Source organism: Mycetocola sp. Y791 (assembly GCF_059445325.1).
The window spans coordinates 849681-869068 of record NZ_JCAIUC010000001.1 but is presented as its reverse complement, the minus strand read 5'-3'; the positions used below and the strand labels follow the sequence as shown (position 1 = coordinate 869068).

Here is a 19388-nt window from a genome sequence, read left to right as displayed (position 1 = left end):
GCTGGTGCGGGCCGCGGGAGTGCGCCCGAACCGCTAGCTGACGCTGACCACCGGAGAACCGATGCTGGTGTCGCTCGCGGGCATTTCGGCTGCGATGCGGTTGGCCTCTTCGATGAGCGTTGCAACGATCTCGGACTCGGGAACGGTCTTGATGACCTCCCCCTTGACGAAGATCTGGCCCTTGCCGTTGCCGGATGCGACACCGAGGTCGGCTTCACGGGCTTCGCCTGGGCCGTTGACGACACAGCCCATGACGGCGACCCGGAGTGGAACCGTCATTCCCTCGAGACCATCGGTCACGTCGTTGGCGAGTTTGTAGACGTCGACCTGTGCGCGGCCGCAGCTCGGGCATGAAACGATCTCAAGCTTGCGCTCGCGCAGGTTGAGCGACTGCAGGATCTGCAGGCCGACCTTGATCTCCTCGGCGGGAGGCGCACTGAGCGAGACCCGAATGGTGTCGCCGATGCCTTCTGAGAGCAGGATGCCGAACGCCGTTGCGCTCTTGATCGTGCCCTGGAATGACGGACCGGCCTCGGTGACGCCGAGGTGAAGTGGCCAGTCGCCCCGTTCGGCGAGCAGTCGGTACGCCTTGACCATGACAACCGGGTCGTTGTGCTTGACCGAGATCTTGAAGTCGTGGAAGTCATGCTCTTCGAAGAGGCTGGCTTCCCAGACGGCGCTCTCGACGAGAGCCTCCGGAGTGGCCTTGCCGTACTTCTGCAGCAGGCGGGGGTCGAGCGATCCGGCGTTCACGCCGATGCGGAGTGAGACGTCTGCGGCCTTGGCGCGACGGGCGATCTCACCGATCTGGTCGTCGAACTTGCGGATGTTGCCGGGGTTCACGCGGACGGCGGCGCACCCGGCGTCGATCGCTGCATAAACGTAGTTGGGCTGGAAGTGGATGTCGGCGATGACCGGGATCTGGCTCTTCTTCGCGATGATCGGAAGGGCTTCTGCATCGTCACGGCTCGGCACGGCGACACGGACGATGTCACAGCCGGATGCCGTCAGTTCGGCGATCTGCTGGAGCGTCGCGTTGATGTTCGTGGTTGGCGTCGTCGTCATGGACTGAACGCTGACCTGGGCATCACCGCCGACGAGGACCTTGCCTACCTTGATCTGACGGGACTTGCGTCGCGGAGCGAGGATCTCGGGGACCTTGGGCATTCCCAAATTAACTGCTGGCACCGTGCCATCCTACGCCGCGCCCCTGAACACAAGCCGATGAATGATGGTCCGAAAGTTGGATTCCGTTCAGCTCTGCAGTGCGATCCTGAGGGGCGGCTCTGTTGCCGCGATCACCTCGTCGACGCTGACGCCTGGTGCCGTCTCGACGAGAACGAGGCCGCTGGCGGTGACATCGATGACGGCGAGATCCGTGATGATCCTGTCGACGACGCCCCGGCCGGTGAGGGGCAGTGAGCACTCGTGGACGATCTTGGCGCTGCCGTCGCGGGCGACGTGTTCCATCAGAATGATGACCCGTTCGGCACCGTGAACCAGATCCATCGCTCCCCCTGGTCCCTTCACGACTTTGCCCGGGATCATCCAGTTCGCGAGGTCCCCTCGAGCGGAAACCTGCATCGCACCGAGGATTGCCGCGTCGATCTTGCCGCCGCGAATCATGGCGAAGCTCAGGGCCGAGTCAAAGAACGATGTGCCTGGGAGTGTCGTGACGGTCTCCTTGCCCGCGTTGATCAGGTCGGGATCGACAGCGTCTTCCGTCGGGTACGGACCAACACCGAGGATTCCATTTTCCGATTGGAGCGTGACGGTGATCGAGTCCGGGACGTAGTTCGGGACGAGCGTTGGCAGTCCGATTCCCAGGTTGACGTACGCACCGTCTTCAAGTTCGAGCGCGGCCCTGGCGGCCATTTCATTGCGGCTGAGAGCCATGGTCACGCACCTTCCGTCTGGCGAACGGTGCGTCGTTCGATCCGTTTTTCGATGTCGGTGCCGACCTCAAGGACCCGGTGCACGAACACACCGGGCAAGTGGACGGCATCCGGATCGATGCCTCCCGGCTCGACCAGCTCTTCGACCTGCGCGATGCAGATCTTTCCGGCCATTGCGGCCAGAGGTGAGAAGTTGCGAGCGGACTTGTCAAAGACAAGATTGCCGTGGCGGTCTCCCCGTTTGGCGTGGACAAGGGCGAAATCGGTGGTGATGGCTTCCTCGAGAACGAAGGTCTTCTCTGTACCGCGGACCGAGAACATCTGGACCGGTTTCGGTTCGGAGGCGATGGCCACTCCCCCGGTGCCGTCATATCGGCGCGGCAGGCCGCCCTCGGCGACCTGCGTTCCGACTCCGGTCTGCGTGTAGAAGGCGGCGATGCCGGCACCGCCGGCGCGGAGCTTTTCGGCAAGGGTTCCCTGAGGCGTCAGTTCGACCTCGAGCTCGCCGGAGAGGAATTGTCGTTCAAACTCCTTGTTCTCGCCGACGTATGACGAGGTCATCTTGCGGATGCGGCCGTTGGCGAGCAGGATGCCGAGTCCCCAGTCGTCGACGCCGCAGTTGTTGCTCACTATGGACAGTTCGTCGCTGCCGAGTTCGAGAAGAGCCTCGATGAGAATCATCGGGTTTCCGCAGAGTCCGAAGCCACCGACCGCTATCGACGATCCGCTGCCGATGTCGGAAATCGCCTCAGTTGCGCTCGACACTGTTTTGTCCATCGTCATCGTTGCACCTCCGTCGCTGCGAATGCCGCGCGCTCGCGGCACCCCGTGTCGGCAGCCCGCGAGAGACCGTCGGTGGCCAACGATTTCCACCCTAGCGCGTCCGTGCACGAGAACCAGCGCGGACGACCCGCGCACGAAACCGGTGCGGGACGGGCGTGGAGACCAGGGCCTCCACGCCCGTGTGAAGTCAGGCCGGTTCGTAGGCGACCGCGACGTCGAGAACCCACACGACTCCGAACCTGTCCTCGAGCATTCCGTAGGCGGGCGAGAAGAAGGACGGGGCCAGGTCCTCCACAACAGTGGATCCCTCAACGAGTTTCGACCAGAGTCCGGCGATCTCGTCGGCGGAGTCCCCGCGGACCGACACGAACATGGACTTGTCGCCCCGCTCGTATGACTGGCTTGCCGGCACGTCGTACGCCATGATCCGGAATCCGTTCTCGCTGACGACCTGGCCGAACTTGACCTGCTGTGCTTCGCTCGGCAGTTCGGTGCTGTGAGCGTCTTCATTGGTGATGATCAGAAGCTGACCGCCGAAGACCGACGAGTAGAACTCCAGGGCAGAGCGCGCGTCGCCGCGGAAGTTGAGGTGCGGGGTGGTGATGACAGACATTGTTGTGCTCCTTTGACGAGATGTTTCCGGGTTCGTGTGCCCGATAACTTCGAGTCTCTCGGCAGTAGAGGTCAGCCTTCGTCCTCTACTGGAATTAGCATCGGAAACATGACTTCACCAACGTCGCGGCTTCTGTTGCTGCTGTCTCTGCTGCAGGCCCGGCGGGACTGGCCCGGTCAGCTTCTCGCCGAGCGACTGGAGATCAGTCACCGCACGGTGAGACGTGACGTGGATCGCCTCCGTGAGATGGGGTACCGCATCAGGTCGACGAAGGGACCGGATGGCGGGTACCGCCTTGATGCCGGAACGGACCTGCCTCCCCTCCTGTTCGACGACGATCAGGTGATCGCGCTTGCCGTTGCGCTGCAGGCTGCGACCGTTGCCGGGGCCGGGGTCGAGGAAGCCGCGGTGAGGGCACTCACGACCGTGCGACAGGTGATGCCGTCGCGATTGCGTCACCGTCTTGATGCCGTGAGGTTCACCGCGATTCCCCGGGCGGCTGAAACGGTCTCCTCCGATGTGCTCATCGCGTTGTCAACGGCGATCCGGGCGCGGGAGGTGTTGCGGTTCGATTACGCCGGGTCACACGACCGTACCGGGAGCGCAGCCCCAGCTGAGGGTGGCCCTGAACTGGCTGACACTCAGCTGGCTGACACTGAGCAGGCTGGCACCATCACCACCGGCACCACCGGCGCCACCGGCAACACCACCACCGTCGAGCCCCGGGCACCACATCGCGTTGAGCCACACCACCTCGTGACGTCCAACGCTCGCTGGTACCTCGTGGCGTGGGACCTGGAGCACGAGGACTGGCGCATTTTCCGTGCGGATCGGATCGGTCCGCGAACGCCGACCGGTCCGCGGTTTGCTCCTCGCCGGATTCCGGGTGATGACGTCCACGAGTTTGTCTCAGCCCGGTTCAAGGGATCTGATCGGACGAACGCCTGGCCGTGCACAGGCACTGTCATCCTTTCGCTGCCTGCGAGCTCGGTCCGACCGTTTGCCGGCGATGGGACCGTCGAGGAGCTCGGGCCGGACCGCTGTCGTTTGGAGTCCGGATCGTGGTCGTGGGTCGCCCTCGCTGCCGCCCTCGGCCGATTCGATACCGATATCGAGGATGTGCACCCACCCGAGCTTGCCGACGCGTTCCGGCAGCTCGCGACCAGATACGCTGCGGCAGGGTCTGCCGCCGACTGAGCAACACTGCTGCCCCTATGCTGCTGAACCCCAGGCGCTGATCATGGTGCTGATCCCACGCTTGTGACCCCACTCTGCTGACCCCGCGCTGTTGACACCACTCTGCTGCCCCCACTGCTGACCCCGCTGGTCACCGCGAAAACGTGCCAAGCTGGAGAGAGCAAATCCGCCACGCACCAGGTGCCAGGTGCCAGGCACCAAGCACCAGGTGCCGAAGTCAACGACAGGGGAGTCAGTTTTCATGAGCCAGAACGATGTTGTCATCCTTGCGGGAGCCCGCACTCCGCAGGGACGACTGCTGGGCCAGCTGGCCGGCTTCAGTGCTGTCCAACTCGGAGCGATCGCGCTCAAGGCTGCACTCGAGCGGTCGGGGGTTGATGTTGCAGACATCGACGCGGTGATCTTCGGCCAGGTCCTTCAGGCCGGTGCAGGTCAGAATCCCGCCAGACAAACCTCGCGTGCAGCGGGAATCGGCTGGGAAGTGCCTGCCGTGACCGTGAATAAGGTGTGCCTGTCTGGAATTCAGGCGGTGATCGACGCGGCTCGAATGATTCGGCTTGGCGAAGCATCCGTCGTCGTCGCTGGCGGTCAGGAATCGATGACCAATGCGCCCCACGTGCTGCCCGCCTCGCGGAAGGGCTACAAATACGGCGATGTAACCTTGCTCGACACCGCAGCGTTCGACGGTCTGACCGATGCTTTCGACGGCGACTCGATGGGCATCTCGACCGAACGGCACAACGGGCCACTCGGTATCGATCGGGACGAGCAGGACCGGGTTGCGGTCGGCTCACATACGCGGGCGGCGCGGGCGCAGGCGAGTGACGTGTTTGCCGACGAGATCACTCCAGTGGAGGTACCGTCGCGGCGCGGTGAGCCGACGATCCTCACCCAGGACGAGGGTGTCAGGGGTGAATCGACGCTCGAATCTCTGGGAGCGTTGCGTCCGGCGTTCGACAAGGACGGCACGATTACCGCCGGCAATTCATCGCCACTCAGTGATGGTGCTTGTGCGCTCGTGCTCGCGAGTCGTTCGTATGCAGAGGAGCACGGGCTGAGCTGGCTGGCCGTGGTCGGGTCCTCAGGGTCGGTTGCCGGGCCGGATAACTCACTGCATTCACAACCGTCACGGGCCATAACGGATGCCCTCGGCAAGGCGAGCTGGACGGCATCCGATCTTGATGTGATCGAGATCAATGAAGCGTTTGCGGCCGTCAGCGTTCAATCGATGCGTGACCTCGGTATTGATGACGAGAAGGTCAACATCCACGGCGGAGCTATCGCCCTCGGGCACCCGATCGGCGCTTCCGGTGCGCGGCTTGTGTTGCATGCGGCGCTCGAGCTGTCGCGGCGAGGTTCGGGCAAAGCGGTGGCTGCGTTGTGTGGTGGTGGCGGTCAGGGCGACGCGCTTCTCCTGTCGCTGTGAGCACCGAGACGCCCGGGCGGCTCAAGATTCTCGGACTCTCATTGGTGATACTTGCCGTCGTCGGTTCAGTTGCCAGTCGGACGGCGATGCATTCCCTTGCGGATGGTGGCGTGTACGTCACCGTGAATGTCCTACTGTTGACGGTCGGTGCCGTTGCCCTGTATTTCGGCTTTAGGCGGGCGGGTCGTTAGGCATCGCTCGCACTGAGTGACATCGCCAGTGGGCCATCGAGCCAGGCGTCGACCTCTCGCTGTGTTCGGAGATGAACCACTGTCAGGTTCGGGTTCTCTGCCTCGAGCGGAGGGATCGCCACTCGATACTTGTTGCGTGTTCGAATGCCCCATCGAATGATGTATTCGGGGTTGGTGAAGAACGTGAGGAAAGGTGGCTCGATGTTGCCGTTCCATAGTTCTTGCCGGGTTCGGCGGCGATGCACAGTGCGCCGCACAAGCCGTGGAAGTGTGACCCGCACGAACGGCAGATCGAGCCAGACGAGCACGTCGGCGTTCGCTGCGAGGAGAGGGCGGGCGGAGTGGTACAGCCACTCGGTCACCCAGGTCTCGGTTGCGACAAAGGCTCGGACGTCGTCGAGAAAGTTCGGTTGCGGCGCCCATTCCGGTCCGTGGAAGAGCGCGTCGATCTCCACGTGGGTGCTGCCGATGACCTCCGCGATCTGCTTCGCCAAGGTGGTTTTGCCTACTCCCGATACTCCGGCAACGAGCACCTTCCGGGGCAGACGAGGAAGCGGGTCACGGTGAGTGAACACCTGTCGATTCTAGGTTTCGATGAGCGTCGCGGGACAGAATCCCAGTGTGAATGAGTGTCGTCAATAAGACATCCGGGATCGGGATGACCGTCGTGAAGCGATATCCAGGTCCGGAATACCGCCCCGAAGGAGAACCGCGGTCTGGATGACCGTCGCGAAGCGATATCCAGGTCCGGAATACCGCCCCGAAGGAGAACCCCGGCCTGGATGACCGTTCCGAAATAGAACCCGGGCTGGATGACGTCGTGAATCAGAACGGTGGGCCGTCGTCGTCACGCGGTTCGCCTTCTCGTTGAGCGTCGCTTTCATTGGCCTCACCCTCTTTCCCTCTTTCCGTTCTCTCCTTCTCACGTTTTTCTCTCTGGGCGTCGAGGAGTCGGGTATAGACGTTGTTCTGCCGGGCGTCTTCCTCCTCTGCCTGGGTTGTGTGAGCTTCGGTTGCGTCGTCCGACTCAGTCCCCGCAGTGGGTTTTGGTGGTGCCGCTTTCGCCGGTGGGATCGGATGCGGGATCGGGTTGCGGACCGGGTTCTCGGGGTGGGTGAGGTATTCGCGTCCGTGGGGTGAGGTCCATTTCAGGATCCCGTCACCGAGTTGCTCGACGTTCCACCCGGTTTCGTGTTTCAGTTTGTGGTGTTTGGGGCAGAGGCTGGCGAGGTTGTCGAAGTCGGTGTTTCCGCCGGTTTCGTATGGGTCGGTGTGGTCGATGTCGCTGGACACCGCTTTGCGGGTGCAGCCGGGGAACCGGCAGTATCCGTCGCGGTAGCGGAGGAACCGTCGCATCGCTTTCGATGGGGTGTATTTGGTGTGGCCGAGGGACAGGGCGACTCCGGTTTCCGGGTGGGTCAGGATCCGGCTGAACTCCGGTGCCTGGGACGCGAGTTCCCGTGCGGTGTCCGGATCGATGGGACCGTATCCGTCGAGGTTGCCCGGTTCGACACTTTTGCCGAGGAGGGTGAGTACCGGCACGGTGACCATCACCGTCGGCACGATCTTCCGAAACGCGGTCGCCGGGTCACGTCCGGGTCCCGGGGCGATGACAGCACCCTCTTCTTCTCCGGATGGAGGCGCAGTGGCAGGTGCGGGTTCCACCTCGGTGTAGGGGTTGCGCGTGCCGAGGCCGGTGCCGAAGAGCCGGGTGCCGGTGGGGTCGGGCAGGGTGAACTCACCGGTGAATGCCTCCATCATCGCCGCGAACACCACATCGGCATCCAACTGGGACAGGGTGCGTGGCTCAACCGGTGACTGCAGTTTCATCGACTGCGCACGGATCGTGTCGAAGATCGTCTCGGCGGCCGGTGCGGTGGTGAACAGGCTCAGCCAGGCCATCCCGTCCGGTGCCGGGATCAGTTCTACCCGCCGATCGGTTACCGACTTCCGACACCGGGCGACGGCGGATTCCGGACACAACCGTTCCCGCAGCATCCGGGTCTTCTGCCGAAACCGGGCCACCGGCATCGTCTTCGCAAACGGCACCGCCTTCTCCTCAAGTTCCGCAACAGCGTCATCGGTCAGGGTGTCGGTCTGATCGACCAGCACCTGGGCGTGGCGGTAACTGATCTCCCCTTCCCGCAACGCTGCCAGGGTGACCGGTAGCCGGTGTAACAAGGCCCGACTCTCGTCGACCAGTGCTGTGGCGGTGCGTTCGGCGACCCGTAGCGTGCAGGCCAGTTCCGCGATGAACGACCGCAATGCCAGATCCTGACGCTCGACCGCACTCCGCGACCGGGCCGTGACCAGCACGCCCTCCTCCGTGGCAACGGCAAGCGTCCTTGCGCGGTCGATGAACTCGGCCTTCCACGCCGCCTGACGGGCCTCCAGCTTCTCCACCTGCGCCACCGCATCCACCAGAGCGGTGCAGGTATCCGCGATTTTCGCGTACATCGTCGGCTCAGGCTCAGGCTCAGGCTCCGCAGCATCAGCATCAGCATCAGCATCAGCATCAGCATCAGCATCAGCATCAGCATCGTCAGCATCGTCAGCATCGTCAGCATCAGCATCGTTCGCACCAGCTGCGACGTCAGGATTGGCAGCCCCGCCCTCAGACGGTTTGAACAGCCCGTCAGGCCGCGGCACCGGTGACTCGGCTGATGTTGAGGCGGCGTCCGCACTCGACTCGGCAGCGACAGTGGCCTGGCCGCTGGAGTCGGCCTCCTCGCCCACGTTGGCCCCGGCCTCGCGCGCCGCCACTCCATCAGATGTACCCGGATCGCGAGGCTCAGTTGCGGCTGCGCCATCCGAGCTCAGCAACTCGGCTGCACCGGACGCCCCCACGACGGCATCCGTGTGGCTACCGGGTGGATCGTGATTCTCGTCGTCCGGAGGATCGACGGCTCTGTCGTTGTTTTCCATACCACAAGTCAACACCAGACCACTGACATTACTTCGATAAACATCTACGTTGTGCATAAGTTAAATCGTAGTTTTGTTCGAGTCCGACAAGAGGATGCTAGCTGACCATTACCGTTACCGGATCAGTCTCCGTCGGCCCTCCACACTGCTCGGAGCCCCCTACCCTCTTCCAGTCGAGGTCGACACTGCTGCTCTCCCCGGCGACCGAACCGTCCAGGCGATACGCCGTAACCGTAACCTTGTCGGGACGCCCGGCCATCACGGTGATGACCCACACATTTTCGCTTTCAGAACGCGCCAGATACGGCGGAATTTCGACCGGCGTCGCACTGGTCGTTGCGTCTGGCGTCAACCCTGGCGTCAACCCTGGCGCTGGCTCCGGAACCACATCACGGGGTTCAACCTCGACCGGCCTCGACTCAAGCGCGTCGTCCCTTGACTCGAGCACATCCTCCTCCGGCTGGATCTCGACCGGAGTTGGTCCACCGCTCAGCTGGTCGGGTTCCATGAGGGTAAGGGGCTCGTCCTCCCCAACGAGAACCTCAGCCTCCACCGCAGAACAGACGCCCGCCTCATCACAGAGACGCACCTCATCAACAGACCCGGCTTCCCCGACCAGCAGCACGCGCACCTGGCTGACGTATCCGACCGGGTGGCACACTCCGCCCCAACCGCCGATCCAGCCGCAGCCCGTGACCGCGACGCAGAGCGCTGACGCCAGAACGACCAACCCGATTCGATGTGTGCGCACAGACCGACCGTCCCACATCGGACCCCGCCGCCACATCACACAGGTTCAAGGAGTTGTCGATCCGTTACCCTTCCAGTCCAAGCCGCTCCGCCAGAAACCGGTAGGACAGCGCAGACATGTGTGCCGATTGAGCGTTCGTCGCCGCTCCCCCGTGCCCGCCCTCGATGTTCTCGAAATACGTGACGTCCTTGCCCGCATCGAGCATCCGCGCCGCGAGCTTTCGAGCGTGACCGGGATGCACCCGATCATCGCGCGTCGACGTCGTCACCAACACCGGCGGATACTCCCGACTGGGATCGAACAGGTGATACGGCGAGAAGGTACGGATGAACTTCCACTCGTCAGGGTCGTCCGGGTCGCCGTACTCCGCCATCCAGGATGCGCCGGCCAGCAGGTGCGAATACCGCTTCATGTCGAGCAACGGCACCTGGATCACCAGTGCGCCGAAAAGTTCCGGATACTGCGTCAGCATGTTGCCGACCAGAAGACCACCATTCGACCCACCCTGCGCACCGAGATGGGCAGCGGATGTCACACCACGCGAAATGAGATCGCGAGCGACAGCGGCAAAGTCCTCGAATGCCCTGTGCCGGTTCTCCTTGAGCGCCGCCTGGTGCCAGCGCGGACCGTACTCTCCACCACCGCGGATGTTCGCGACAACGTAAACACCGCCCTTCTCGAGCCAGGCCAGCCCGAGCGCCCCGGAATACCCGGGGGTGAGCGACACCTCAAATCCCCCGTAGCCGTACAGCAGAGTCGGAGCCGTTCCATCGAACGCGAGATCCTCACGCCGCACGACAAAGTACGGAACCCGGGTCCCGTCATCCGACCGGGCAAAGTGCTGATCGATCCGCAACCCGCTCGCGTCAAAGAACGTGGGCTGGGCCTTGAGCTCGACCGGATCGGTATCCGCCTGCCCGACCTTGACGATCGACAACGTGGTCGGGGTGAGGTAATCGGTCGTCACCAGCCAGACCAGATCGCTTTCCTCACTGTCGACGGCAGCGACCTGGACGGAACCGAACTCGGGTGCGCCGGAAAACTCGCTCCGCTTCCACGTGTCATCCGCCCTCGTCAGCACATGGATTCGACTCTTCACATCGTCGAGAACCGAGATGACCAGGTGGTTGAGCGTCCAGGTCGCACTCGCGAGCGACGTCGATGGCGTCGGCTCGAAAACAAGCTCAACCGATCGGTCCCCGCCCACAAACGCATCGAAATCGGCGGAGAGCAACGAGCCGGCCGCGAACGTGCTGCCGTTGAGCTCCCAATCATCCCGCAACTCGATGATCAGCCACTGCCGCGAAAAGCCGATTTCAGCGGATGCCGGAACGTCGATTTTCGTCATCGTCCCGTTCACGTCGACGTAGATTTCCGACGTGTAGAACGTGGTTCCGCGATAGACGAAGTCACGGATGTAGCCGGGCGTGTGGCTCCGGAAGGCACCAACAGACACATCGGTGAACTCCCCCTCGAAAATGACCTCAGCGGACTCGATAGGTGTCCCACGACGCCACCTCCTCGCAATCCGGGGATACCCGGAGGTGGTGACCGAGTCCGGGCCCAGGTCCGAGCAGAGGTAGACGGTGTCGTCGTCGATCCAGCCGAGGCTGCCCTTCGCCTCCGGCCGGAAGAAACCGCCGTCGTCCGGCTCGACAAACGAGAACGTGTCGAGGTCGAACTCGCGCGTCACATCGGCATCCGAACCCCCGTGCGACAGGTCGATGAGAACCTTGCGGTAGCCGGGTCGAAGCACCGAAGCACCATGCCACACCCAGTCTTCGTTCTCGGCCGCGTTGAGCGCATCCAGGTCAAGGACCGTCTGCCACGCAGGAGCTGACGTGCGGTACTCCTCGAGCGTCGTTCGCCGCCACAGCCCCCGCTCATGCTCAGCGTCCCGCCAGTAGTTGTAGTACCAGTCCCCGATCTTCTGCACCATCGGAATCTTCGCGTCCGAGTCCAGTACGGAGAGCACCGCAGCCTCTACCTGCGCGAACTCAGGTGTGGCCGCGAGCGTGGATTCGGCCACGGCATTCCTGGCGCGCACCCAGTCCAGCGCTTCGGCACCATCGATATCCTCAAGCCAGCGATACGGGTCGGAGTCTTCGGCGAAGGTCATGCCCCTCAGCCTAGGTGGCCCACGCGTCGCCCCATGAGAGTGTTGCTCGCGACGTCGAATAGAGTTTTGGCATGCCGACTCCCGATTTCGTCCTTGCTCTTCGCGAAAAGATCGGCACAGCCCCGCTGTGGCTGTCCGGGGTGACAGCTGTGGTCTTCAGAGAGAACGAGATTCTCCTCGTCCGCCGTAGCGACAACGGAGCGTGGACGCCGGTGACCGGCATCATCGACCCGGGCGAGCAACCGGCGACAGCTGCAATTCGCGAGGTCAAGGAAGAAGCGGATGTCACGGCATCCGTCGAGCGCCTCGTCCAGGTCGGGGTGACAGAGCCGGTTGTCTACCCGAACGGCGACAGGAGCCAGTACCTCGATCTCGTCTTCCGCCTGCGATTCGAGTCGGGCACACCGTTTCCCGCCGACGGCGAGAACAGCGACGCCGCATGGTTCCCCATCGATGCCCTTCCCCCGATGTCCGCCGACATGACCGAGCGGATTCGTGCCGCCGTCGACAACCGACCAGAGGCTGAGTTCTCGCTCTGATCGCTGTACAGCGCTGACCCTGTACAGCTCTGACTCTGTAAAGCTCTGACAGCGGTGCCGTTCAGCTCACGGGGGCTACCGGAGTGGCGAGGCCCGAACTACCCTCGGTGGCATGTGCAGGAACATTCATCAGCTCCATAACTTTGAGCCAGAAGCGACAGATGACGAGGTCCACGCCGCGGCCCTCCAGTACGTACGGAAAGTCAGCGGATCGACCCGGCCGTCACAGGCCAATGCCGAGGTCTTCGATCGGGCGGTCCGCGACATCGCTCACGCGACGCGCCACCTTCTCGAGGACCTCGTGACGAGCGCACCGCCGAAAGACAGAGAGGTCGAGGCGGCCAAGGCCAGGGAACGCTCGGCGAAGCGATACGCCACCGCCTGAGCTCCCCTGGTCTTCGCCGCGCCTGGCCCTTACATCTGGTTCTGCCGCGGATCGGGGTTGTTCGTTCGAATCACCTCGAGCCGTGCCCGGTACTCGGTTTCGTCGATATCGCCGTTCGCAAACCTCTGCGCGAGGGTGGCCTCAGCGCTTCGGCCTGCCTGGTGCGCCATCGCCCACGGCGGTCCTGACCGCCGGAAGCGGCGCCCGAGGAAGGCAAACAGGAGCGCGAGAACGACGATCCAGAACAGCGGGATCAGGAGGAAAAGCCAACCCGGCCCTCCACCCCAGCCGCCCGGGTGCAGGTCGAGAATTGTGCCGGGGAGAGTTGTGCGTGCCAGTGCCGTTTGTGCCAGTGCCGTTTGTGCCAGTGCGGTGAGCATCAGTGTGTCCTTTATCCGTGACGGTCCCGTCGGAACCTTCTGGTCTCACTCTCCCGAATCCCGCCCCACGGCAAATCTGCCTGGACGACGAATCGGCGGTACTCCGCACGGAGCACAGAGCCGCCGGAGCTACACCGAGAAGCCGGGGGTCACCAGCCCGCTCTCGTACGCGAGCACCACCAGCTGCACCCGATCACGCGCCCCGAGCTTGGTGAGAATTCGCGACACGTGAGTCTTCGCCGTCAGTGGGCTGAGAAACAGTCGCGCCCCGATCTCATCGTTGCTCAGGCCTGCCGCAACGAGCACCATCACTTCCCGCTCCCTGGCCGTGAGTTCGGTGAGCCCCTCCACCGGCCGACTCGCCACGAGCCCGCTCGAAATACGTTCGAGCAGCCGCCGGGTCACACTCGGTGACAGCAGCGCATCACCTGCAGCGGCGACGCGCACCGAACGGATCAGTTCAACAGGCTCCGTGTCCTTCACGAGAAACCCGCTGGCCCCCGCCGCAATCGCCTGCGCCACATACTCGTCGAGCTCGAAGGTGGTCACGACGACAATGTGGGTCCCGCCGAGTTCGGGCATCGCGGTGATCTGCTCCGTTGCCCAGAGCCCGTCACCTCCGGGCATTCGGATATCCATGAGCACGACATCGGGACGTTCCGAACGAACGAGTTCAACAGCATCCGCCCCCGTCGCAGCCTCACCGACGACATCGATGTCGGCCTCGGCCTCGAGGAGCGCGCGAAAGCCCGCCCGGATCAGCTGCTGATCGTCGGCGAGCACCACCCTGATCGTCATTTCTGCTCCCTCGGTACTGTCACGGTGACCGCGAACCCGCCCTGTGGCGTGTTCCCCACGTCGAGAGTGCCACCGAGCAGGGCCGCACGCTCCGTCATCCCGAGCAGCCCGCTGCCGTTCGACGCGTCGCGTGCACTCTGCTGCATTCCGACACCATCGTCAGCCACCCGCAATCGGATGCTGTCGCCCACGTCTTCGAGAACGACGCTCGCCTTCGACGCACGCGCGTGCCGAAGTACGTTGGTGAGGCTCTCCTGCGCGACCCGGTAGAGAGCGAGTTGCACGGTGGCAGATGGCAGCTCGGTCAGCGAATTTTCGAACGACACCTCGATGCCCTGCGCCCGGAACGAATCGATGAGCTGCGGCAACGCTGACAGGCCGGGTTCGGGTGTCAGGCTCACGGGGTCGAGGGAATCCGAGCGAAGGAACGCGAGGACGCCGCGGACCTCGTCCAGCGCCGTCTTGCTCGACGACTTGATGTTCGAGAGCGACTCGCGGGTCTTGTCGGGCTGGGTGTCCATGAGATGCAGTCCAACGCCCGCCTGCACGTAGATCTGCGAAAGCGAGTGGGCGAGAACATCGTGCAGTTCACGGGCGATTCGCATTCGTTCCGCCTGCTCCACCTCAGCCCGGTGTTGCATCGACTGCTGCCTGACCTGGCTCATGTGCTCCCGCCGTGTTCGCGCGCCCTCGGCGAGCGCCACGAGCAACGCGAGTCCGGCCGTTGCAAACGCGATCCGGACCGGATTCCAGTCCATGCCGAGCAGGGAGCCGCCGATCACCGCTGTGAGCCAACCGATGACCACGGACGTGTAGACCCACACCCTCGCACCGCGGAAAATCCCGGACACAATGGCGAACGCGAGCGCGACCGTCGGTGGTCCGACGAAGGGAGCGAGAAGCAGGTCGGCAACGGCAACCGCCGTGACAGCGGCGACTACGGGTCCGGGGAACCGCCTGGCCCCGATCAGAAGGAGCGGACTCGCGGTCGCGATGGCGAACGCCAGCCACGCGTGACCCGCGCTGTACGGGCCGGTCCGCCAGAGAATGAACAGGGTTGGCGGCACCTGCACGAGAAACGAGACGATGACCGGGAACCACAGCCGAACGGCGGGAGGCAGCCCACGAAACCCCGGGCCGGCCGGCCCAGCGTAACTCTGTGCGCCGCCCTGTCCCGTGCGCGCTGTGTCCATCCTCCGAGGGTATCGCCAGACACCGGGCCTGGCGTCGGCCGGACGAAGCGTCGGCGACTACTCCCGGAGGAGTACGAAGAGAGCTGGGAGTACGTGAAGTACCGCTATCCGAACAGGTTCACCGGCTTGACGATGTCGGCGAAGATGAGCAGCGCGCTCATCCCGCCGAGGAAGATCACGACAATAAAGGTGAGCGGCATCAGCTTGGCCGCATCGACGGGGCCCGGATCCTTGCGCGAAAAGAGCTTCGCGAAGAACCGTCGGATCGACTCCCACAGCGCCGCAGCCACGTGACCACCGTCGAGCGGCAGCAGCGGAACGAGGTTGAACACGAAAAGCGCGACGTTGAGCGATCCGAGCAGTCCGACCATCGTCTGCACCTTTGCCGACACGGGAACCTCCTCGAGGCTCACGATCTCGCCCGCGACGCGACCGACGCCGACGACGCTCATCGGACCGTTGGGGTCGCGTTCCCCCGGGCCGAACGCGGCATTGGCAATGCCGACGAGCCGCTCCGGCAGGTTGAGGATCATGTTCGCAACCTGTGCAACATTGTCACCGACAGCGGGAAGCACGGCCGTAACGGGCTGCGGCACGAGTTCGGACTGCGAACCGATACCGACGAAACCGACCTCTTCCGTGACGGGCTCGCCAGCGGCATCCGTTCGGGCCTCACCGGAGTCGTCGAGAACGACACGCTCGGTGAGAAGCGGCGTCATCGTCACCGTCCGGGTCGCGCCGTCGCGTTCAAGGACGACCTCGAGGTCCGTGCCCGGTGAGGTGCGGATGATCTCCGTCGCTTCGTCCCAGGTGTCGACCTTCTCACCGGCAACCGAGATGATGGTGTCGCCAGGCTCCAGCCCCGCAGCTGCACCAGGCGCGAGTGGGTCGTCAGGGTCGCAGCTGGACTTCTCGCTCGACGCGGGCAGCACACACTCGCTGACCGTCGCAATGGTTGTTGACGACTGGGGTACGCCGAATCCGACGAGCACTATGGCGAACATCACGATCGCCAGGAGAAGGTTCATGGTCGGCCCGCCGAGCATGATGATGATCCGCTTGAACACCGGCAGCCGGTAGAAGGTCCGGTCGTCCTCGCCATCGCCGACGGATTCCGCACTCGCGCTCCTGGCATCCTGCACGAGTGTCCTGAAGAACCCCCGGCTCGCCGAGTTCTCCTTGTCGTCCTTCGCCGGCGGATACATGCCGATCATCGAGATGTAACCGCCGAGCGGAATCGCCTTGACGCCGTACTCGGTGTCGCCCTTCTTCCGCGACCAGATCGTCTTGCCGAAGCCGATCATGTACTGCGTGACCTTGACCCCGAACAGCTTCGCGGGAACCAGGTGACCGATTTCGTGCAGGCCGATCGACACGGCGATGCCGATCACCATGATGACGATGCCGAGGATATAGAGCAGGACGGTTTCCACGCCAGAACACTACATCCCCGCGCTGGACGGCCGCTGTCGGCGTGCTGTGAATGAGCGTCGATCCCGGTGGGGCTTTCGCCCCGGTGTCCGCACGGGGGCCTGTGAGAACATGGGGCTGTGCGTCCTCTCCACCCCACCCCCAAGCCCCTTGTCGATCTCGCCGAACACTTCACGCTCGCCCTGCACAGTGATGCACCGGACGTTCTGCTCACCGGCATCACCATGAACTCACGGGATGTCGAGCCCGGTGACCTCTATCTCGGGATCCCGGGGGCGCGATTCCATGGAGCAGCGTTCGCGAAGGATGCCGTGGCTCGCGGAGCCGTCGCAATCCTGACGGATGCCAGTGGCGCGGTTGACGCGACTGCCGCCGGCGTTCCCGTCCTCCTGGTCACCCACTCGCCCCGGGACATCGCGGGCGAGGTGGCCGCGTGGCTCTACGGCACATCGACAGACCGACCGCTGACCCTCGGTGTCACCGGCACGAACGGAAAAACGTCGACGGCGCACTTCCTGGACGCGCTCCTCACCCAGCTCGGTCGAAAGACCGGCCTCAGTTCAACCGCCGAGCGACGGATCGGCGACGAGGTCGTCGTCAGCTCACTGACCACCCCTGAGGCGCCCGAACTTCACGCCCTGCTCGCGCGGATGCACGAGGTCGACGTTGACGCGGCGGTCCTCGAGGTGTCAGCCCACGCCCTCACGAGGCACCGGGTCGACGGTGTCGTTTTCGACGTATCGGCCTTCACCAACCTCAGCCACGACCACCTCGACGACTACGCCGACATGGATGAGTACTTCGAAGCGAAACTCGCCCTGTTCGCCCCCGAACGGTCACGGAAAGCGGTTGTGAGCCTCGATACCCCGGCCGGTTTCGCTGTGGTGGAACGCGCCGGTGTCGATGTCGTGACGATCTCATCGACGCCGGGAGTGGCATCCGACTGGACCGTCACAATTGACGACGAGAAGCCGGACTCGACGGCGTTCACCGTGCACTCGGAGCGCGCTGGTTCGTTTTCGACGAGGGTGCCGGTGATCGGGCGGCACATGGCCGCCAACGGAGGGCTCGCAATCGCAATGCTCGTCGAGGCCGGGATTTCACCCGCCGAGATCCGTTCGGTGCTCGACCGGGACGGTGGCATCGTCGCGACCCTTCCCGGCCGCTCGGTGCTCGTGCCGGTCGTGGACGGTCCGACCGTCTACGTCGACGCCGGCCACAGCCCCGACGCCTTCGCCAAAACCCTCGAATCGGTGCGGTCACTCACGCGCGGCCGCGTCATCATGGTCGCCGGCGCCAACGGCGACCGAGACGCACTCAAGCGACCCGAGATGGGCCGGGAAGCGGCCCTGGGCAGCGACGTGCTCATCATCACCGATCACCAGCCGCGATCCGAGGATCCGGCAGAGATCCGCAGCGCCGTCCTTGCCGGTGCACGCGGGGCAAAGCCGGACGGCGACATCCGCGAGATCGCGGCCCCGGAACTCGCGATTCGCGCCGCGGTCGCCGAAGCAACCGCCAAAGACACCATCCTTTGGGCCGGGCTCCCCGAGAAGGAATACCGAGAAGTAGCCGGTGTCAAGATTCCGTTCTCGGTGCTGGACGAGACCCGGGCAGCCCTGACCGAGGCGGGCTGGGCCACCCTGTAACGGCCTGACGTCAGCCGAGTCCTGCGATCAGACGATCAGCCGTGGCTCGCGCCCACGACTCGGCCTCGGCGAGGGATTCGAGGGTGAGCTCCCCGTCCGGGTTGTGCGCATCGACGACCCGCCTGACGGTGTCGACGATGTCGACGAAGCCGAGACCTCCCGCGTGGAACGCCGCGACCGCCTGTTCATTGGCTGCATTGAAAACTGCCGGGTAGGCCCCACCGGCACGACCGACGGTCTTCGCCAGGTCGACCGCGGGGAACGCGTCCGAGTCGAGCGGTTCGAAGCTCCACGTGGATGCCGTCGTCCAGTCGAGCGGACGCCCCACCCCCGAGACGCGGTGCGGCCAGTCAAGACCGAGCGAGATCGGCAGGCGCATGTTCGGCGGTGAGGCCTGCGCAATCGTCGAGCCGTCGATGTACTCGACCATCGAGTGCACGATCGACTGAGGGTGGACCACAACGTCGATGCGCTCGTACGGCACGTCGAAGAGCAGGTGCGCCTCGATCACCTCGAGGCCCTTGTTGACGAGGGTTGCCGAGTTCGTCGTGATGACGAGTCCCATGTCCCAGGTCGGGTGGGCGAGCGCCTCTGCCGGGGTGACGGTGGTGAGCGACTCGCGTGTTCTCCCCCGGAACGGACCACCGGATGCCGTGAGCACGAGACGACGGACCTCGGCGCTCGTTCCAGAACGGAGCGCCTGGGCGATGGCCGAGTGTTCGGAGTCGACGGGGACGATCTGCCCCGGCTTCGCGAGCCGCTTCACGAGGTCACCGCCGACGATGAGCGATTCCTTGTTGGCGAGCGCAAGGGTGCGGCCGGTCTCGAGAGCGGCGAGTGTCGGACCGAGTCCGACCGAACCGGTGATGCCGTTGAGAACGACGTCAGCATCGACCGACCGCACCAGCCGCTCGGCATCCGAGGCACCGAACGCAATGTCGTCGACCGAGAACTCCGCGGCCTGAGCGTGAACCTCGTCCCGCTTGCTGTTCGCACCGAGGCCGACCACCTCGAACCTCTCCGGGTTCGCCCGGATGACGTCGAGGGCCTGGACACCGATGGACCCAGTTGAGCCGAGAATTATGACGCGTCGCATCCCCACAGCCTAGCCAG

General features: G+C 64.3%; 18 protein-coding genes. 5 read left to right on the top strand and 13 right to left on the bottom strand.

The features are described 5' to 3' along the window. Window positions 1-33: 33 nt before the first annotated feature. The 4 genes from ispG to AC1C2N_RS04005 all read right to left on the bottom strand — a co-directional run bounded on the left by ispG (window position 34) and on the right by AC1C2N_RS04005 (window position 3291). Window positions 34-1188: a flavodoxin-dependent (E)-4-hydroxy-3-methylbut-2-enyl-diphosphate synthase gene (gene ispG, locus AC1C2N_RS04020; protein WP_483405727.1), complete on the bottom strand. Its 1155-nt coding sequence runs from the start codon at window positions 1186-1188 to the stop codon at window positions 34-36. A gap of 66 nt (window positions 1189-1254) precedes the next feature. Beyond that, window positions 1255-1896, bottom strand: a complete 642-nt coding sequence (locus AC1C2N_RS04015; RefSeq protein WP_495432966.1) for a CoA transferase subunit B — start codon at window positions 1894-1896, stop codon at window positions 1255-1257. Window positions 1897-1898: 2 nt separating this feature from the next. Beyond that, a complete protein-coding gene (locus AC1C2N_RS04010) occupies window positions 1899-2678 on the bottom strand; it encodes a CoA transferase subunit A (protein WP_495432965.1) in 780 nt (259 codons plus the stop codon). A 187-nt stretch (window positions 2679-2865) separates the two neighbouring features. Then, window positions 2866-3291 carry a VOC family protein gene (locus AC1C2N_RS04005; protein WP_483405724.1) on the bottom strand — a complete coding sequence of 142 codons (426 nt, stop codon included), beginning with the start codon at window positions 3289-3291 and terminating at the stop codon, window positions 2866-2868. 108 nt (window positions 3292-3399) lie between these two features. Here AC1C2N_RS04005 and AC1C2N_RS04000 point away from each other — a divergent pair, with 108 nt between their 5' ends. Together AC1C2N_RS04000 and AC1C2N_RS03995 are read left to right on the top strand one after the other, a co-directional pair. Continuing rightward, on the top strand, window positions 3400-4488 hold the full coding sequence (locus tag AC1C2N_RS04000) for a helix-turn-helix transcriptional regulator (RefSeq protein ID WP_495432964.1): 1089 nt from the start codon (window positions 3400-3402) through the stop codon (window positions 4486-4488). A gap of 241 nt (window positions 4489-4729) precedes the next feature. Next, complete coding sequence (locus AC1C2N_RS03995) at window positions 4730-5914, top strand: acetyl-CoA C-acetyltransferase (protein WP_495432963.1); 1185 nt, start codon at window positions 4730-4732, stop codon at window positions 5912-5914. Window positions 5915-6101: 187 nt separating this feature from the next. Here AC1C2N_RS03995 and AC1C2N_RS03990 read toward each other — a convergent pair whose 3' ends face one another. The 4 genes from AC1C2N_RS03990 to AC1C2N_RS03975 all read right to left on the bottom strand — a co-directional run bounded on the left by AC1C2N_RS03990 (window position 6102) and on the right by AC1C2N_RS03975 (window position 11900). Then, a complete protein-coding gene (locus AC1C2N_RS03990; RefSeq protein WP_495432962.1) occupies window positions 6102-6680 on the bottom strand; it encodes a P-loop NTPase family protein in 579 nt (192 codons plus the stop codon). Window positions 6681-6930: 250 nt separating this feature from the next. Next, window positions 6931-9030, bottom strand: a complete 2100-nt coding sequence (locus AC1C2N_RS03985; RefSeq protein WP_495432961.1) for an HNH endonuclease signature motif containing protein — start codon at window positions 9028-9030, stop codon at window positions 6931-6933. 97 nt (window positions 9031-9127) lie between these two features. Next, complete coding sequence (locus tag AC1C2N_RS03980; RefSeq protein ID WP_495432960.1) at window positions 9128-9781, bottom strand: hypothetical protein; 654 nt, start codon at window positions 9779-9781, stop codon at window positions 9128-9130. A 64-nt stretch (window positions 9782-9845) separates the two neighbouring features. Further along, window positions 9846-11900, bottom strand: a complete 2055-nt coding sequence (locus AC1C2N_RS03975) for a prolyl oligopeptidase family serine peptidase (protein ID WP_495432959.1) — start codon at window positions 11898-11900, stop codon at window positions 9846-9848. Window positions 11901-11971: 71 nt separating this feature from the next. Between AC1C2N_RS03975 and AC1C2N_RS03970 the strand changes: the two genes are divergently transcribed. Next, the gene (locus tag AC1C2N_RS03970) at window positions 11972-12439 is read left to right on the top strand and encodes an NUDIX hydrolase (RefSeq protein WP_495432958.1); all 468 of its coding nucleotides are present in this window, start codon (window positions 11972-11974) and stop codon (window positions 12437-12439) included. Between the two features lie 112 nt (window positions 12440-12551). Then, window positions 12552-12824, top strand: coding sequence for a DUF2277 domain-containing protein (locus AC1C2N_RS03965; protein ID WP_483405715.1), 273 nt, complete (start codon window positions 12552-12554; stop codon window positions 12822-12824). Window positions 12825-12853: 29 nt separating this feature from the next. On the opposite strand, the gene AC1C2N_RS03960 is transcribed toward AC1C2N_RS03965, so the two are convergent. The 4 genes from AC1C2N_RS03960 to AC1C2N_RS03945 form a co-directional block, all read right to left on the bottom strand. Beyond that, the gene (locus AC1C2N_RS03960) at window positions 12854-13204 is read right to left on the bottom strand and encodes an SHOCT domain-containing protein (protein ID WP_495432957.1); all 351 of its coding nucleotides are present in this window, start codon (window positions 13202-13204) and stop codon (window positions 12854-12856) included. Between the two features lie 129 nt (window positions 13205-13333). Further along, complete coding sequence (locus tag AC1C2N_RS03955; protein ID WP_483405713.1) at window positions 13334-14002, bottom strand: response regulator; 669 nt, start codon at window positions 14000-14002, stop codon at window positions 13334-13336. After that, entirely contained in the window at window positions 13999-15195 is a 1197-nt protein-coding gene (locus tag AC1C2N_RS03950; protein ID WP_495432956.1) for a sensor histidine kinase, read from the bottom strand. The genes AC1C2N_RS03955 and AC1C2N_RS03950 overlap by 4 nt, the downstream gene beginning before the upstream one ends. A gap of 104 nt (window positions 15196-15299) precedes the next feature. After that, the gene (locus AC1C2N_RS03945) at window positions 15300-16628 is read right to left on the bottom strand and encodes a M50 family metallopeptidase (protein WP_495432955.1); all 1329 of its coding nucleotides are present in this window, start codon (window positions 16626-16628) and stop codon (window positions 15300-15302) included. A 117-nt stretch (window positions 16629-16745) separates the two neighbouring features. Between AC1C2N_RS03945 and AC1C2N_RS03940 the strand changes: the two genes are divergently transcribed. Next, window positions 16746-18275, top strand: coding sequence for a Mur ligase family protein (locus AC1C2N_RS03940; RefSeq protein WP_495432954.1), 1530 nt, complete (start codon window positions 16746-16748; stop codon window positions 18273-18275). A 10-nt stretch (window positions 18276-18285) separates the two neighbouring features. On the opposite strand, the gene dxr is transcribed toward AC1C2N_RS03940, so the two are convergent. Further along, window positions 18286-19371: a 1-deoxy-D-xylulose-5-phosphate reductoisomerase gene (gene dxr, locus AC1C2N_RS03935; protein ID WP_495432953.1), complete on the bottom strand. Its 1086-nt coding sequence runs from the start codon at window positions 19369-19371 to the stop codon at window positions 18286-18288. Between the last annotated feature and the right edge of the window lie 17 nt (window positions 19372-19388).